11 protein-coding genes and 1 tRNA gene are annotated in these 15482 nt (G+C 68.0%); 11 read left to right on the top strand and 1 reads right to left on the bottom strand.

Going from position 1 to position 15482, the window contains the following annotated elements; translation table 11 throughout:
- Positions 1-286: 286 nt before the first annotated feature.
- The 3 genes from ACZ7L0_RS39870 to ACZ7L0_RS39860 all read left to right on the top strand — a co-directional run bounded on the left by ACZ7L0_RS39870 (position 287) and on the right by ACZ7L0_RS39860 (position 3740).
- Positions 287-601, top strand: a complete 315-nt coding sequence (locus ACZ7L0_RS39870) for a hypothetical protein (RefSeq protein WP_471247476.1) — start codon at positions 287-289, stop codon at positions 599-601.
- A gap of 2603 nt (positions 602-3204) precedes the next feature.
- Complete coding sequence (locus tag ACZ7L0_RS39865; RefSeq protein WP_471247475.1) at positions 3205-3552, top strand: GntR family transcriptional regulator; 348 nt, start codon at positions 3205-3207, stop codon at positions 3550-3552.
- Positions 3474-3740: a GntR family transcriptional regulator gene (locus tag ACZ7L0_RS39860; RefSeq protein ID WP_471247481.1), complete on the top strand. Its 267-nt coding sequence runs from the start codon at positions 3474-3476 to the stop codon at positions 3738-3740. The genes ACZ7L0_RS39865 and ACZ7L0_RS39860 overlap by 79 nt, the downstream gene beginning before the upstream one ends.
- 100 nt (positions 3741-3840) lie before the next feature.
- Here the strand turns inward: ACZ7L0_RS39860 and ACZ7L0_RS39855 are convergent.
- Positions 3841-3912 (bottom strand) — tRNA-Arg (locus tag ACZ7L0_RS39855).
- 118 nt (positions 3913-4030) lie between these two features.
- Here ACZ7L0_RS39855 and ACZ7L0_RS39850 point away from each other — a divergent pair.
- From ACZ7L0_RS39850 to ACZ7L0_RS39815, 8 genes are all read left to right on the top strand, one after another.
- Positions 4031-4516, top strand: coding sequence for a response regulator (locus tag ACZ7L0_RS39850; protein ID WP_471247474.1), 486 nt, complete (start codon positions 4031-4033; stop codon positions 4514-4516).
- Between the two features lie 250 nt (positions 4517-4766).
- Positions 4767-5753 (top strand): ArgS-related anticodon-binding protein NrtL, encoded by a 987-nt coding sequence (nrtL, locus tag ACZ7L0_RS39845; RefSeq protein WP_471247473.1) that lies wholly within the window; start codon positions 4767-4769, stop codon positions 5751-5753.
- Between the two features lie 29 nt (positions 5754-5782).
- Complete coding sequence (gene lysA / locus ACZ7L0_RS39840) at positions 5783-7174, top strand: diaminopimelate decarboxylase (RefSeq protein ID WP_471247472.1); 1392 nt, start codon at positions 5783-5785, stop codon at positions 7172-7174.
- Between the two features lie 156 nt (positions 7175-7330).
- The gene (locus ACZ7L0_RS39835; RefSeq protein WP_471247480.1) at positions 7331-8629 is read left to right on the top strand and encodes a homoserine dehydrogenase; all 1299 of its coding nucleotides are present in this window, start codon (positions 7331-7333) and stop codon (positions 8627-8629) included.
- Between the two features lie 6 nt (positions 8630-8635).
- Positions 8636-9694: a threonine synthase gene (gene thrC, locus ACZ7L0_RS39830; protein ID WP_471247471.1), complete on the top strand. Its 1059-nt coding sequence runs from the start codon at positions 8636-8638 to the stop codon at positions 9692-9694.
- Between the two features lie 312 nt (positions 9695-10006).
- The gene (gene thrB, locus ACZ7L0_RS39825) at positions 10007-10924 is read left to right on the top strand and encodes a homoserine kinase (protein WP_471247470.1); all 918 of its coding nucleotides are present in this window, start codon (positions 10007-10009) and stop codon (positions 10922-10924) included.
- Between the two features lie 402 nt (positions 10925-11326).
- Entirely contained in the window at positions 11327-13351 is a 2025-nt protein-coding gene (gene rho / locus ACZ7L0_RS39820) for a transcription termination factor Rho (protein ID WP_471247469.1), read from the top strand.
- Positions 13352-13586: 235 nt separating this feature from the next.
- Entirely contained in the window at positions 13587-15302 is a 1716-nt protein-coding gene (locus ACZ7L0_RS39815) for a trypsin-like serine protease (protein ID WP_471247479.1), read from the top strand.
- The last annotated feature ends 180 nt before the right edge of the window (positions 15303-15482 follow it).

The following is a 15482-nucleotide window of genomic DNA, read 5'->3' as shown; positions in this document are numbered from 1 at the left end:
CTGCGGATCTGCTGGTCATGACCTCGCTACAGATCGGTGCGTGCAGTCGTCAGCAGGCCGAGGAGCAGCACAGGTATGAGGTTGGAAAAGGCTCAAGGAGTGGTCGGGGCCGACGGGAGTGGCGACACTCGCTTTAGGAGTTCGATCGCTGCTCGGCACTGCTGGGGACCTCCCCGGTCACACTGGCCGCGTCGGACCGCCCAGCAGTGTTGGCGCCCGGCGTCGTTGAAGTCACTCGTAGATGTCAGAGCGGAGCAACTCGCGCGCTCGCTGGCACGATGATCCTGTGGGTGACCTGGAGCGCATCAAGGCAGAGACCGTGGCGTACTTCCGAGCACTCGATGAGAACGCCACACTGCGGCACCACTTCCGCGGCACTGACGAGGATGGCGGCTTCTGGTACTTCGAGGCCGTGCCCGACCGCGGTGAGTTGATCGCCGTCAAGCAAGCCGAGCTGACCTCGGCCGGCCAACTCCACCGGTACAGCTGGGAGCACCTGGAGGACGAGCACGGCTTCCTCACAGACCAAGCGATCGACCCCGTACAAGATCCGCTGGAGGCCATCCCGCCCGAAGAGTTCCAGCGGGTGTGGACTCGGTGAGCGGGCTGGACGACCACTTTAGGAGAGAGGCTGGGGCGCCAGGCCGGTGACCTGCGGCCTCGTTGGCTGAGCTAGCAGGCGCGGACGCGCCCGCTAGCCACGATCGTTGACCGCTGCTGACCCCTGTTTATGGCACGGCTATGGCACGCAGGCAGGAGTTTGAGGTGCGGCGAGCACCTAGGCCATAGATCTACAGGGATCGGTCAACGGCGTCATACGTGCTCGGCTGGTTACCGCGCGGAAGTCCTCTCCGAACGGTAACCCTGACGTGGATGCTGCCCACCAGGGACGACCCACTGCCGATTGCAGCGACCGTTGCAGCAGCCCCAGCGGCACCATTCCACGCGAGCAGTGCTGCGGTGATTACAGCAATGAGCCCCGTGAGCGCCGTGATCCAGCCCAGTGCGGTGGACCCGTCGACGCACCGTGTGCGCCCTCGGGGGTGTCACAGCCGCTTGTGATCGGACAGCCCGGAGACCGCCACCTTGAGCTGTCCGGTCTGTTTATGCAGGTGCGAGGTGTAACCGGACGGCCGGACAGCTAGGAGACCCCACCAGCAGGGGTGCTCGCGGGAAGTTGGTTCCTGCAGATCAGGCACACTGGCTTGTGGTGATAGTCGTACCAGGTCGTCGCTATCTGCCCTTGTCCGCCACGTTGATGTCAGATGCTGCTAGGTACTGATCAGAGTGTGACGTCCTCTCCCTGTCGGTAGGACGGGCTCATGTTCCGGAGATATCTTCAGGCCCAATACGCCACAGGTGCCTGAGTGGGCCACGGTGAAGGGGCCGAACGACCAATGGAAACCGACGCTGCCACGCGCACCCGCCTCAGTGTCCGACAGCAGGAACTTTTGGACGAACTTGAGCAGGTGCAAGCCGAGTTGATCCAACTCGACACACAGGTAGTCGTGTCTCAGTGGTGGGACAGGCCTAGCGGTCCGTATGGGCGGGGCAGCATCTATCACACGGGTCTAGATGAGCGCTGCCGCCCCACTAACCTCCCGGAGCAGATCACGCTGTACCGAGCCTTGCGTGCGAACCTTTCCCCGTGTCCGAGGTGCAGGCCGGCGAAGGCGTAGCGCAAGTTCCATCGGCAGGAGTGGCCACCGGCATCTTGTGCTGTTTCGACGGAGAGGTCGGCACGCCGACGGGCTGTAACACCCGGGCGTGTTGCAGCCTTCTGTGACCGGACAGCCCGGACAGCGGTCCATCGAGCTGTCCGGGCTGTGACGGCCCTTGCCGTGTTGCCAGTTTTGGTTCGTGACCAGAACCAGCGATCGTATGGCGTCATGTTCATGGTCGCAATCGAACATTCATGGTAACAGTTACGGCAAATATTCAACTTGCAAGATCTCCGGCGCCCGCCCCTGGCGAGCGGTCCGAGTGAGCGCAATAATCTCAGGGTGGCGAAGATGTAATCTGCCGGAGGAGTTATGGGGGAGCGTAAAAGCAGCTGGCTCGGGCGAAATAGCGAGAGCTTAAAAGAAGGCTGTGCGGTATCGGGGTGCTCGGGCTTATTTTTCTTCCTCATTTTTGTTGTTGTTTTGATAACTCCGTTTGCCGGCTGCGGTACGGCTGGCTTCTCAACGGATGACCAGGTGACTTTCCAGTCAAGCGTGGTGAATGATCGGAAAAAGTTATTCGGTGGCGAATTGCGTTATAGGCCCGTTATCTCCAAATCGATTGGTAGTGAATTTTCCTACAGAGTCGACCTTACGGCGTTTGGGCAGAAGGAGGCTAAGAAAGCTGCAGCTGGCTGCCCACCCGTGCCATCCACGGCTTGGTCATCTGAGGGGCGGGGTATGAGGGTCATGCGCTGTCGACCCTTTAGGGTCGGCGGAATCGAGGGAGCGGAGCTCGAACCTACTAGCCGAAACGTCGAAGTGCGTCCAATTTCGGGAGCCAAGGCGAAGCAAGTCATTGCAGAGCCAGGTGACTCCGTCAGCTGGATTTGGATTGTTTCCGCCAAGGAGCCTGGAAATTACACCCTGTGTCTCACTGTTACTACTTATCAAGGTAACTCTAATCGGGCTCTCGACGTATTGAGGCCTCCAGTGTATGTGCAATTTGTTGTCGAGGAGACTGCCTCGCATCGGATTCACTCGATGACGGGATTCCTTGCTGGTGTCGGGGGTATTATCGGTGGGCTCACTGCCGCCTTTTTGGCACTTTTTACGTTCCGCTCACAGATAGTTCAATCCTTCCGAGAGTGGAGGGAGGGTGTCCGGAGGAGTCGCGATGAATCCCGACATGACTTCCGAAATAATAAATATAGGTGATTTGTTCACGCTCCTGTTAGTAGCTCACTGCAGTCTTTCGGCGCCCACCGAAATTCACAGTTGTCGGTCTAGAGCAAGCAGTGAAATTTTCGGCCCTGCTGGGAGCCCGGCTGCAGCGAGTAGATCGGAAGTCACTTCCGGCTCCTGCGTCCATTGATGGGTCGGCTTCGCCGACGGGCTGTAACACCACCGGGGTGTTGCAGCCGCTTGTGACCGGACAGCCCGGACACCGGCGCTTTGAGCTGTCCCGCCTGTTTGTACAGGTGAGAGGCCTAACCGGACAGCTAGGACACTCCACCAGCATGGACGCCCGTGGGAAGCTGGGATGCGTCGGTTTCCGAAGGAGGAATGCGTGTCGAGCCCCAGTCCACGCGGGACGTACCAGGTGATCTCTCGGGCGTTGCGCGAGCGGATCGCCGCTGGGGCTTACTCGGACGGGCTGCCGTCCGAGGCGGAGATCGGGCGCGAGTTCGGGGTGGCCCGGACGACAGTTCGGCGCGCCCTGCTGGCTCTTGAGGAGTCGGGGGACATCCAGACCGTTGCCGGCGTCGGCCCAAGGTTGCTGCGGACGCAGGGACCGCACCGTACGAACAGATCATGGCGGACCTGTTGGAGCAGATCCGGAGGGGCGACCTGCCTGCCGACGCGCGTCTTCCGAGCGAAGCGGCGCTAAGCGAGAAGTACGGCGTAGCCCGCGGCACGGTTCGCCGCTCATCATGGCAGCGGGCGGAGGGTGCGCACACAGGATTTTGCGGAGCCCGCCCCTCGCCGATCAAAAGGCAAGTTGAGAGGGGTCTGGCACGGCAGGGCGTGTACGTGGCGGTGGGGCAGGGTGTATCGCAGATAGTGCGCGAACAGTGAGAGACAACGAGAGAGGGCGGGAGTCAGTGAGACTGACTCCCGCCCTCTTCTGTCGGCATCCGCCCTGGTCAGCTAGGAACGTTCCTAGGTGATTGGCGAGTGCCCCCGGCAGGATTCGAACCTGCGCACACGGCTCCGGAGGCCGTTGCTCTATCCCCTGAGCTACGGGGGCGTGTCGGCTGCGGAGCTGCTCGCTCGCGGCGACGGGTAGAACACTACCAGCTCTGTCGGGGTGTTCATGAACGGGTTTGCGCACGCGGGGAGGGGCGGCTCGCTCGCACGGGGTGGAAGTGGGGAAAACCCGGACGCGGTGGCCGGTCCGGACCTACTCTCGAGTTGTGCCGGGCGCGTCGGGTCGGGTGCTTGTTGTGGACGACAACAAGGTCATCCGGCAGCTGATCAGGGTCAATCTCGAGCTGGAGGGTCTCGAGGTCGTGACCGCGGCCGATGGTGCCGAGTGTCTGGATGTGGTTCATCAGGTGCGGCCCGATGTGGTCACGCTCGATGTCGTGATGCCCCGGCTGGACGGGCTGCGGACCGCCGCGCAGTTGCGGGCCGACCCGCGGACGCATGACCTTCCGCTGGCCATCGTCAGTGCCTGTACGCAGCACGAGGTGGAGGCCGGCCTCGATGTCGGCGTCGATGCCTTTCTCGCCAAGCCCTTCGAGCCCGCCGACCTCGTGCAGCTCGTCCGGCGCTTGATCGACCGGGGGAGGGGGGACGGGGACGGGGTGGCGGGTGACCGGCCTCAGCACCAGGAGTACCAAGAGCGCTGAGCGTCAGAAGTACCGGGAGCACTAAGAAGTACCGGGAGCACTAAGAAGTACCGGGAGTACTAAGAAGTACCGGGAGCATTAAGAAGTACCGGGAGCATTAAGAAGTACCAGGAGCACCAAGAAGTACCAGGAGCACTAACAGGTGCGCCAAAAGGGGCTTCCTGATGTGCCGAGCCCCACCCGTCCATATCCCGGACCCCCACCGAAACCGACTCGCCTACCCACCCCCCTCCTCCCCTACCCTGGTCCCGTGACCCCCGTCGAGCTCTCGCGCACCGTGCTGCACGCGGTGCGTCGTGCTGTCGACGAGGGGGAGCTGAGTGTCGCCGTGCCGGAGCGGGTCGTGGTCACGCCGCCCGGGCCGGGAGGGTGTGGGGACTACGCGACGAACATCGCGTTGCAGCTCGCGCGCCCGGCGGGGCAGCCGCCCCTGAGGGTCGCCGAGATACTGCTGGCGCATCTGGCCACGGCGGACGGTGTCGGTGACGTCGTCGTCACCGGGCCGGGGTTCCTCAACATCAGCCTGCTGCTGGACGCCGATCCCACCTCCGAGCTCGTACGGGAGATCCGGGGGCGCGGGACGGCGTACGGGTTCGGAGACGCCCTTGCCGGGCAGGTCGTCACCCTGCGGGTGCCGTACGACACCCGTGCCGAGGTCGTCGCCGACGCGCTGGTGCGGATCGTCGCCACGCAGGGCGGGCGCGTCGAGGTCGAGCACGGGGAGCCCGTCAATCTGCGGCCCGTGCCCGCGCCGGAGGACCCCGCCCCGCTCGGGCCGGACGCCGCCCGCTGGGCCCTGCTGCATCCCGCGCCGCACGACCGGCCCCGGATCACCGCCGACCACCTGGTGCAGCGCGAGGGCAACCCCCTCTTCCGGGTGCGGTACGCGCACGCCCGTACCCGGGCCCTGACCCGCAACGCCGCGCGCCTCGGCTTCACCGCCGAGACCGGTGACCCCGGCACGGCCCCCGCCGACACCCGCGCACTCGTCACCGCCCTGGCCGACCACCCCCGCATCCTCACCGCGGCCGCCACCCACCGCGCCCCCGACCGGCTCGCCCGGCATCTCGTCACCGTCGCCGATGCCGCGCTGCCCTTTCTGCTGACCGTGCTGCCGCGTGGGGAGGAGAAACCCTCGGCCGCCCACCGTGCCCGGCTCGCCCTCGCCGAAGCCGCCGGGACGGTGCTGGCCGGTGGCCTGTCCCTGCTAGGCATCGACGCACCCGAATACCTCTGAGACTGCGAACAGAGAGCCCACCAGAAGTCATGAGCCGTTCCGCACACCCCGCCGGGCCCCGTCACGCCGACGTCCTCCCCGAGGGGCACTATTCCGCGCCGCCCGCCGACCTCAACACCCTCGACCCGAAGGTGTGGGCGCAGACCGTCACCCGCGACGCCGACGGTGTCGTCACCGTCGGCGGTGTCGACGTCAAGACGCTCGCCGAGCAGTACGGCACCCCCGCCTATGTCATGGACGAGGCCGACTTCCGTGCCCGCGCCCGGGCCTGGCGTACCGCGTTCGGGCAGGACGCCGACGTCTTCTACGCGGGCAAGGCGTTCCTGTCGCGTGCCGTCGTGCGGTGGCTGCACGAGGAGGGGCTGAACCTCGACGTCTGCTCCGGCGGCGAGCTCGCCACCGCCCTCTCCGCCGGCATGCCCGCCGAGCGCATCGCCTTCCACGGCAACAACAAGTCCGGCGAGGAGATCCACCGGGCGATCGAGGCCGGTGTCGGGCGGATCGTCCTCGACTCCTTCCAGGAGATCGTCCGCGTCGCGCACATCGCCCAGTCGCTGGGCAAGCGGCAGCGCGTGCAGATCCGTATCACGGTGGGCGTCGAGGCCCACACGCACGAGTTCATCGCCACCGCGCACGAGGACCAGAAGTTCGGCATCCCGCTCGCCGGGGGGCAGGCCGCCGAGGCCGTGCGGCGGGCCCTTCAGCTCGACGGGCTGGAGCTGATCGGGATCCACTCGCACATCGGGTCGCAGATCTTCGACATGTCCGGCTTCGAGGTCGCCGCGCACCGGGTCGTCGGGCTGCTGAAGGTCATCCGGGACGAGCACGGTGTCGAACTGCCCGAGATCGACCTCGGGGGTGGGCTCGGTATCGCCTACACCAGCGACGACGATCCCCGTGAGCCGCACGAGATCGCCAAGGCGCTGACCGAGATCGTGACCCGGGAGTGCGAGGCCGCCCGGCTGCGTACCCCGAGGATCTCCGTCGAGCCCGGGCGCGCCATCGTCGGGCCCACCGCCTTCACGCTCTACGAGGTCGGCACTGTGAAGCCCCTCGACGGGCTGCGGACGTACGTCTCCGTCGACGGCGGCATGTCCGACAACATCCGCACCGCGCTGTACGACGCCGAGTACAGCGTGGCCCTCGTCTCGCGTACGTCGGACGCGGCGCCGATGCTCGCGCGTGTGGTCGGCAAGCACTGCGAGAGCGGGGACATCGTGGTCAAGGACGCGTTCCTGCCCGCCGACCTGGCACCGGGTGACCTGATCGCGGTGCCGGCGACCGGCGCGTACTGCCGGTCCATGGCCAGCAACTACAACCACGTGCTCCGGCCGCCCGTCGTCGCGGTCGACGAGGGCGAGGCCCGGGTGATCGTCCGCCGCGAGACCGAGGAGGACCTGCTGCGCCTCGACGTGGGGTGAGCACGGAGCACGGCACTGGCCGGGTGGAAGATCTCCTGTCTCCCACCCCGGCAGAAATGAAATCGATGTCTCACGATCCGGACATGGGATAGAAACTCCCGTCCGGTGAGTGAGACTGGTCCAACCGTATTCGGTATGAGGAAACGAGGTCGGATGATGCGTACGCGTCCGCTGAAGGTGGCGCTGCTGGGCTGTGGGGTTGTCGGCTCAGAGGTGGCGCGCATCATGACGACGCACGCGGAAGACCTCGCCGCCCGGATCGGTGCCCCGGTGGAGCTCGCGGGAGTGGCCGTGCGGCGGCCCTCCAAGGTCCGCGAGGGCATCGACCCCGCGCTCGTCACCACCGACGCCACCGCCCTGGTCAAACGCGGCGACCTCGACGTCGTCGTCGAGGTCATCGGCGGGATCGAGCCCGCCCGTACGCTCATCACCACCGCCTTCGAGCACGGGGCCTCGGTCGTCTCGGCCAACAAGGCCCTCCTCGCCCAGGACGGCGCCGCCCTGCACGCGGCGGCCGAGGCGAACGACAAGGACCTCTACTACGAGGCCGCCGTCGCCGGTGCCATCCCGCTGATCCGGCCGCTGCGCGAGTCCCTCGCCGGTGACAAGGTCAACCGGGTGCTCGGCATCGTCAATGGCACGACGAACTTCATCCTCGACAAGATGGACTCGACGGGGGCGGGCTACCAGGAGGCGCTCGACGAGGCCACCGCCCTGGGATACGCGGAGGCCGACCCCACCGCCGACGTCGAGGGCTTCGACGCCGCGGCCAAGGCCGCCATCCTCGCCGGGATCGCCTTCCACACCCGGGTGCGCCTCGACGACGTCTACCGCGAGGGCATGACCGAGGTGACGGCGTCCGACTTCGCCTCCGCCAAGGCGATGGGCTGCACCATCAAGCTGCTCGCCATCTGTGAGCGCTCGAAGGACGGAGCCTCCGTCACCGCGCGCGTGCACCCCGCGATGATCCCGCTGAGCCACCCGCTCGCCTCCGTGCGCGGCGCCTACAACGCGGTCTTCGTGGAGTCGGACGCGGCGGGGCAGCTCATGTTCTACGGCCCCGGCGCCGGCGGCGCCCCCACCGCCTCGGCCGTGCTCGGCGACCTGGTCGCCGTCTGCCGCAACCGGCTCAGCGGGTCCACCGGGCCCGGCGAGTCGGCGTACGCCGCGCTGACCGTCTCGCCGATGGGCGATGTCGTCACGCGCTACCACATCAGCCTCGACGTCGCCGACAAACCGGGTGTTCTCGCCCAGGTGGCGACCGTCTTCGCCGAGCACGGCGTATCGATCGATACGGTGCGGCAGCAAGGACGACAGGACGGTGGCGGTGAGGCCTCCCTCGTCGTCGTCACCCACCGCGCCTCCGACGCCTCCCTGACCGGGACCGTCGAGGCGCTGCGCAAGCTCGACACCGTGCGGGGTGTCGCCAGCATCATGCGGGTTGAAGGAGAGTAACCAGCAATGACCCACCAGTGGCGCGGAATCATCGAGGAGTACCGGGACCGGTTGCCGGTATCCGACACCACGCCGGTCGTGACGCTCCGCGAGGGCGGCACGCCCCTCGTGCCCGCGCAGGTGCTCTCGGAGCGCACGGGCTGCGAGGTCCACCTGAAGGTGGAGGGTGCCAACCCCACCGGGTCCTTCAAGGACCGCGGCATGACCATGGCCATCAGCAAGGCCAAGGAGGAGGGGGCGAAGGCCGTCATCTGCGCCTCCACGGGCAACACCTCCGCCTCGGCCGCCGCGTACGCGGTGCGCGCCCAGATGGTCTCCGCCGTACTCGTGCCGCAGGGCAAGATCGCGCTCGGCAAGATGGGCCAGGCCCTGGTGCACGGCGCGAAGATCCTCCAGGTCGACGGAAACTTCGACGACTGCCTCACGCTCGCCCGCGCCCTGAGCGAGAACTACCCCGTGGCGCTGGTGAATTCGGTCAACCCGGTGCGCATCGAGGGCCAGAAGACGGCCGCCTTCGAGATCGTCGACATGCTCGGGGACGCCCCGGACATCCACGTCCTCCCGGTCGGCAACGCGGGCAACATCACCGCGTACTGGAAGGGGTACAAGGAGTACGCCGCGGACGGCATCGCCGCCAAGACCCCCCGGATGTGGGGTTTCCAGGCCTCCGGCAGTGCCCCGATCGTGCGCGGCGAGGTGGTCAAGGACCCGTCGACCATCGCCACCGCGATCCGGATCGGCAACCCCGCCTCCTGGAAGTACGCCCTGGCGGCGCGGGACGAGTCGGGCGGTTTCATCGACGAGGTGACGGACCGTGAAATCCTGCGCGCCTACCGGCTGTTGGCCGCTCAGGAGGGCGTCTTCGTGGAGCCCGCGTCCGCCGCGTCCGTGGCCGGTCTGCTGAAGGCCGCCGAGCAGGGCAAGGTCGACCCGGGCCAGCGGATCGTGTGCACGGTCACCGGCAACGGCCTGAAGGACCCCGACTGGGCCGTCGCGGGCGCCCCGCAGCCGGTCACGGTACCGGTCGACGCGGCGACGGCGGCGGAGCGCCTCGGCCTCGCCTGAGACAGCCTCGCGAGGAATCCCGGGGAATCTCGAGGAATCCCGGGGAGTGTCCGGGGAGTCCCTGGGGAATCCCTGAAGGATCCCTGGGAAGTCCCTACAGAGGGGGCACAGGGGGCCCACGACACGCATCGTGCGCCTCCCGTGCGCCCTATGTCGCCACAGAACCTTCCTTCGATAGGCTGTACTGAACCCGCCCACTGCATATGCCCCGCATATGGCAGGGTGCCGCGCCGTCTGCGCGGCCCGGAGGGCCTTCAGGTACCTATCGAATGTCATTCGACCATCACGCAGCTCAAGGAGAGTCATCGAGCGATGGCCGGTCCAGCGTTCCGCGCCGCCGCCGTCCGGGTGCGCGTCCCCGCCACCAGCGCCAACCTCGGCCCGGGCTTCGACGCCCTCGGCCTCGCGCTGGGGTTGTACGACGACGTCGTCGTCCGGGTGGCCGACTCCGGGCTGCACATCGACATCGCGGGTGAGGGCAGCGAGACGCTCCCGCGTGACGAAGGCCACCTCCTCGTCCGCTCTCTGCGCACCGCCTTCGATCTGCTGGGCGGACAGCCCCGCGGCCTCGAAATCGTCTGCGCCAACCGCATTCCGCACGGCCGCGGCCTGGGCTCCTCCTCCGCCGCCATCTGCGCCGGCATCGTCGCCGCGCGGGCTGTGACCATAGGCGGCGAGTCCCGGCTCGACGACACCGCCCTGCTCGAACTGGCCACCGAGATCGAGGGCCACCCGGACAACGTGGCGGCCTGTCTGCTGGGCGGCTTCACCCTCTCCTGGATGGAGGCGGGTGCCGCGCGGGCGATCAGGATGGAGCCCGACGATTCCATCGTTCCGGTGGTTTTCGTGCCCGGAAAGCCGGTACTGACCGAGACCGCCCGCGGTCTGCTGCCGCGCACCGTGCCGCACGTCGACGCCGCCGTCAACGCGGGCCGCGCCGCCCTGCTCGTCGAGGCCCTGACCAGGCGCCCCGAGCTGCTGCTGCCCGCCACCGAGGACCGCCTCCACCAGGAGTACCGCGCCCCCGCGATGCCGGAGAGCGCCGCGCTGGTGGAACGGCTGCGGGCGGACGGGATTCCCGCGGTGATCTCCGGCGCCGGGCCCACCGTCATGGCGCTGGCGGACGCGGGAACCGCCGACAAGGTGGAACGGCTGGCGGGCGCCGGCTGGGCCGCCAACCGGCTGAGCCTGGATGTCCAGGGAGCGAGCGTGCTGCCGCTTGCGACCTGACACACGGTTGCCGGATTTCGAGAGGGGGAATGTTTGTTGGATCCGGTAGTGTTAATCTCAAGTCTGCACCCGACCCCACCATGGCGAGGTGCTTCGTGTCCCCGTCCGGGACAGACATTCTTCCGGGAGTCTCCCAAGCCACTCCGTGTTCCGTACGTCGTACCTGGGCAGCACGCCGTACGCGGGCACTGAGCGGGCCACTGGGCACGCTTCGGAATCGGTGCGACCACGCCACGTGACACTGGGTGCCACGGCTTAAGGAAGCGCCATCACCAGATATCTCTTACGCCGCTTTGGCGGATTACCGCCCCGGCTTCGTCCACAAAGACAGGACCGAAGCCGGACAGCACAACCGGTCGCCGAGCCAGACAGGCCGACGTCCGCTCCAGGGAAGGACCCTTCGTGAGCGACACCACCGATCTGATGGGCGCACGTGTCGAGGAGACCGCTGCCGCGCCCGCCACGGACGCCTCCGCGCCTGCCACCGGTGCCGGCTCCCGGCGGCGCCGCGGTACCGGCCTCGAGGGCATGGTGCTGGCAGAGCTGCAGCAGGTCGCATCCGGCCTCGGTATCAGGGGCACCGCGCGTATGCGCAAGAGCCAGCTGATCGAGGTCATCAAGGAGGCGCAGGCGGGCGGCGGCGCCGCTCCGGCCCCGAAGGCTTCGAATGCCGCGGGCGAGGCCACCGAGACCAAGCCCAAGCGCCGGGCCACCTCCAAGGCCCGTACGGGCGAGGGGGCCGCCGAGAAGAAGGCCGAGAAGGCCACCGAGGCGCCCGCCGACAAGGCCCCGCAGCAGATCGAGATCCCCGGCCAGCCGGCTGGGGGCGAGGACGCCCCGACCGAGCGCCGTCGCCGCCGTGCCACCGCCGACGCGGGCGCGCCGGCGAGCAGCAGCCCCGAGACGGTCGCCGCCGAGGCGAAGAGCGAGCCGAAGGCCGAGACGCCCGCCCAGGCCCAGCCGCAGGGCGAGGCCAAGGCCGACGCCGGTGACGGCGAGGGCCGTGGCCGCCGCGACCGCCGCGAGCGTGGCCGGGACCGTGACCGGGACGGCCGCGACCGCGACCGCCGCGGCAAGGGCGACGACCAGCAGCAGGGCCAGGGCGGCGGCCGTCAGGACCGCCAGCAGCAGGGCCAGCAGCAGGGCGGCGGCCGTCAGGACCGCAACGCCGGTCCGCAGGACGACGACGACTTCGAGGGTGGCCGCCGGGGCCGTCGCGGGCGCTACCGTGACCGCCGGGGCCGGCGTGGCCGCGACGAGATCGCCGAGCCGCAGGTGGCCGAGGACGACGTCCTGATCCCCGTCGCGGGCATCCTGGACATCCTCGACAACTACGCCTTCATCCGTACGTCGGGCTACCTGCCGGGTCCGAACGACGTGTACGTCTCCCTCGCCCAGGTCCGCAAGAACGGCCTGCGCAAGGGTGACCACGTCACCGGCGCGGTCCGTCAGCCGAAGGAAGGCGAGCGGCGCGAGAAGTTCAACGCGCTGGTCCGGCTGGACTCCGTCAACGGCATGGCGCCCGAACACGGCCGTGGCCGCCCGGAGTTCAACAAGCTGACCCCGCTGTACCCGCAGGACCGCCTCCGCCTGGAGACGGACCCCGGTGTCCTCACCACCCGCATCATCGACCTGGTGTCGCCGATCGGTAAGGGGCAGCGTGGTCTGATCGTGGCCCCGCCGAAGACCGGCAAGACCATGATCATGCAGGCGATCGCCAACGCGATCACCCACAACAACCCCGAGTGCCACCTGATGGTCGTCCTCGTCGACGAGCGTCCGGAAGAGGTCACCGACATGCAGCGGTCGGTCAAGGGCGAGGTCATCTCCTCGACCTTCGACCGCCCGGCCGAGGACCACACCACGGTCGCCGAGCTGGCGATCGAGCGTGCGAAGCGTCTGGTCGAGCTCGGCCACGACGTCGTCGTGCTGCTCGACTCGATCACGCGTCTGGGTCGTGCGTACAACCTGGCCGCGCCCGCTTCCGGCCGCATCCTGTCCGGTGGTGTCGACTCGACCGCGCTGTACCCGCCGAAGCGGTTCTTCGGTGCCGCGCGGAACATCGAGGACGGCGGCTCGCTCACCATCCTCGCCACCGCGCTGGTGGACACCGGGTCCCGCATGGACGAGGTGATCTTCGAGGAGTTCAAGGGCACGGGCAACGCCGAGCTCAAGCTCGACCGGAAGCTCGCCGACAAGCGCATCTTCCCGGCGGTGGACGTCGACGCGTCCGGTACCCGCAAGGAAGAGATCCTGCTCGCCAGCGACGAGCTCGCCATCGTCTGGAAGCTGCGCCGGGTGCTGCACGCCCTCGACCAGCAGCAGGCGGTCGAACTGCTCCTCGACAAGATGAAGCAGACGAAGTCGAACGCCGAGTTCCTGATGCAGATCCAGAAGACGACCCCGACCCCCGGCAACGGCGACTGAGCCTGAACCGGAGCCTCCAGGGCGTTCCGAAGGCCGACCCCCGTCACATGAGTGACGGGGGTCGGCCTTTTGGCGCTGTTATGAACGGACGCACCACGCGCCCCTTCCGACTCATCTCTCCCTGGGGACTCCCTTGCCCACAGCCTTGCCCGGCAACGGTCGTCACAGACGCCGGATACGTATCGCCCTGCCCGTCGCCGCCGCCGGTGTGGCCGCTGCCGTGGCCGCAGCGCTGATGACCTCGTCCGCGGGCGCGGCCACCGCACCGCCGACGCCGAAGGTCAAGCCCGCCGTCAGCTCGCCGTCGCTCGCCGAGCTGGAGAAGCGGGTAGCGGGCGCCCTCGCCGGTGACGACACCGCGGGACAGACGACCCAGAAGTCGTCCATGAGCGCCAGCACCGGCAGCGGCTCCGTCGACCCGAAGATCATCGGCGGCACCGAGACCACCGTCACGTCGGCGCCGTGGATGGCCCAGCTCTGGTACTACGACGACAAGGGCACCACCGACGAGAGCGACGACCTCGGCTTCTTCTGCGGCGGGGCGGTCGTCTCGCCGACGAAGATCCTCACCGCCGCGCACTGCGTCAAGGGCTACGACTGGCACGCCAACGGCGCCGTCATCACCGGCACCTCGCAGCTGCCCACCACCGACGACTCCGGCAACACCGACCTGCACGGCGGCACGGTCACCGGTGTCTGGCGGCAGTGGAACCACCCGTCGTACAGCGCGACCACGATCGACAACGACGTCGCCGTGCTGACCCTGCCGGTCGCCATCAAGGCCACGCCGATCCGCATGACCACGTCCGGTGACACCGCCTCGTACGCCGCGGGCACCAGCGCCAAGGTCTACGGCTGGGGCCGCACCAGCTCCACCAGCCAGGACATCTCCGACACGCTGAAGACGGCCACGCTGCCCATCCAGTCGGACAGCACCTGCGCCGGCTACTACGGCTCGGACTTCATCAAGGGCCACATGGTCTGCGCGGGCCAGCCCGCCACCGGCAGCGACACCGGCACCACCTCCGCCTGCAACGGCGACTCCGGCGGCCCGCTGATCGTGAACAACCGGATCGTGGGCGTGGTCTCCTGGGGCGTGGTGGACTGCGTGAAGAAGGGCGCCTACAGCGTCTTCTCGAAGGTCAGCACCTACGTCGGCGCGGCCTACCCGCGCGTCGAGGACACCAACCTCAGCGGCGACCACAAGGCCGACCTGTGGGTGCGCAACTCCTCCACCAAGACCGGCTACGAGAAGGACTCCACGGGCAGCGCGTTCGGCGCCCGCCAGTCCTGGGGCGACTGGGACGGAGTGAACGTCGTCCTGCAGACCGACCTCGACCGGGACGGTTACCAGGACCTGATCGTGCGCGACAGCGCCTCCGGCGACGTCTTCTGGTCGCACTACGTGACGTCCAGCGGCTCCTGGACCACGAAGCAGATCTTCGACAACTGGAAGACCCGCACCCGCATCCTCGCGCCCGGTGACGTCACCGGCGACTACCTGCCCGACCTGCTGTCCGTCGACTCCGGCGGCACCCTGTGGATCTACCCGGGCAAGGGCGACGGCACCTTCGCCGCGCGCGTGCAGGTCGGCACGGGCTGGAACCAGTACAACTCGGTGCGCGGCCACGGCGACTTCAACGGCGACGGCAAGGCCGACCTGCTCGCCCGCCAGAGCAGCACCGGTGATGTGTACCTGTACAAGGGCACCGGCAAGTCCGGCACCGGGGCGTTCTCCACCCGGGTCAAGGTGCGCACCTGGAGCAGCACGACGTACAACGCCTTCGACGCGGTCGGAGACGTCAACGGCGACGGCAAGGCCGACTTCCTGGCCCGGACGCCCGGCGGCACGCTGTACCTGTACAAGGGCACCGGCAAGGCCACCAGCGAGATCTTCGCCACAAGGGTTTCCGTCGGTACCGATTTCAAGCAGTACGACATCTTCGGCTGAACCCGCAGGTGAGCGGGGCGCGCCCCGCTCGGCCGACTACGGACTGTGCCCACCGCCGTACGCGGTGGGCACAGTCCGTTTGTGCAACCCTTTCCCGAGTTTCCCCGTCTGACCGGGTGGAGTGACGATGGTGCGGTAAGGGTCGCTACGGACCAGGCCTGTCCCTGACTGCAGGGGGTA

It is taken from the genome of Streptomyces sp. NPDC039424, assembly GCF_055639495.1.
The sequence above is the reverse complement of the archived record's forward strand: the minus strand, read 5'-3'. Positions and strand labels throughout refer to the sequence as shown.

What these genes read in the sequence shown, in the direction of transcription:
- ACZ7L0_RS39865 (WP_471247475.1), top strand. Translation starts at nt 3,205, where the DNA reads ATGCGTCGGTTTCCGAAGGAGGAATGCGTGTCGAGCCCCAGTCCACGC.
- lysA (WP_471247472.1), top strand. Translation starts at nt 5,783, where the DNA reads ATGAGCCGTTCCGCACACCCCGCCGGGCCCCGTCACGCCGACGTCCTC.
- ACZ7L0_RS39835 (WP_471247480.1), top strand. Translation starts at nt 7,331, where the DNA reads ATGCGTACGCGTCCGCTGAAGGTGGCGCTGCTGGGCTGTGGGGTTGTC.
- thrC (WP_471247471.1), top strand. Translation starts at nt 8,636, where the DNA reads ATGACCCACCAGTGGCGCGGAATCATCGAGGAGTACCGGGACCGGTTG.
- thrB (WP_471247470.1), top strand. Translation starts at nt 10,007, where the DNA reads ATGGCCGGTCCAGCGTTCCGCGCCGCCGCCGTCCGGGTGCGCGTCCCC.
- ACZ7L0_RS39815 (WP_471247479.1), top strand. Translation starts at nt 13,587, where the DNA reads ATGACCTCGTCCGCGGGCGCGGCCACCGCACCGCCGACGCCGAAGGTC.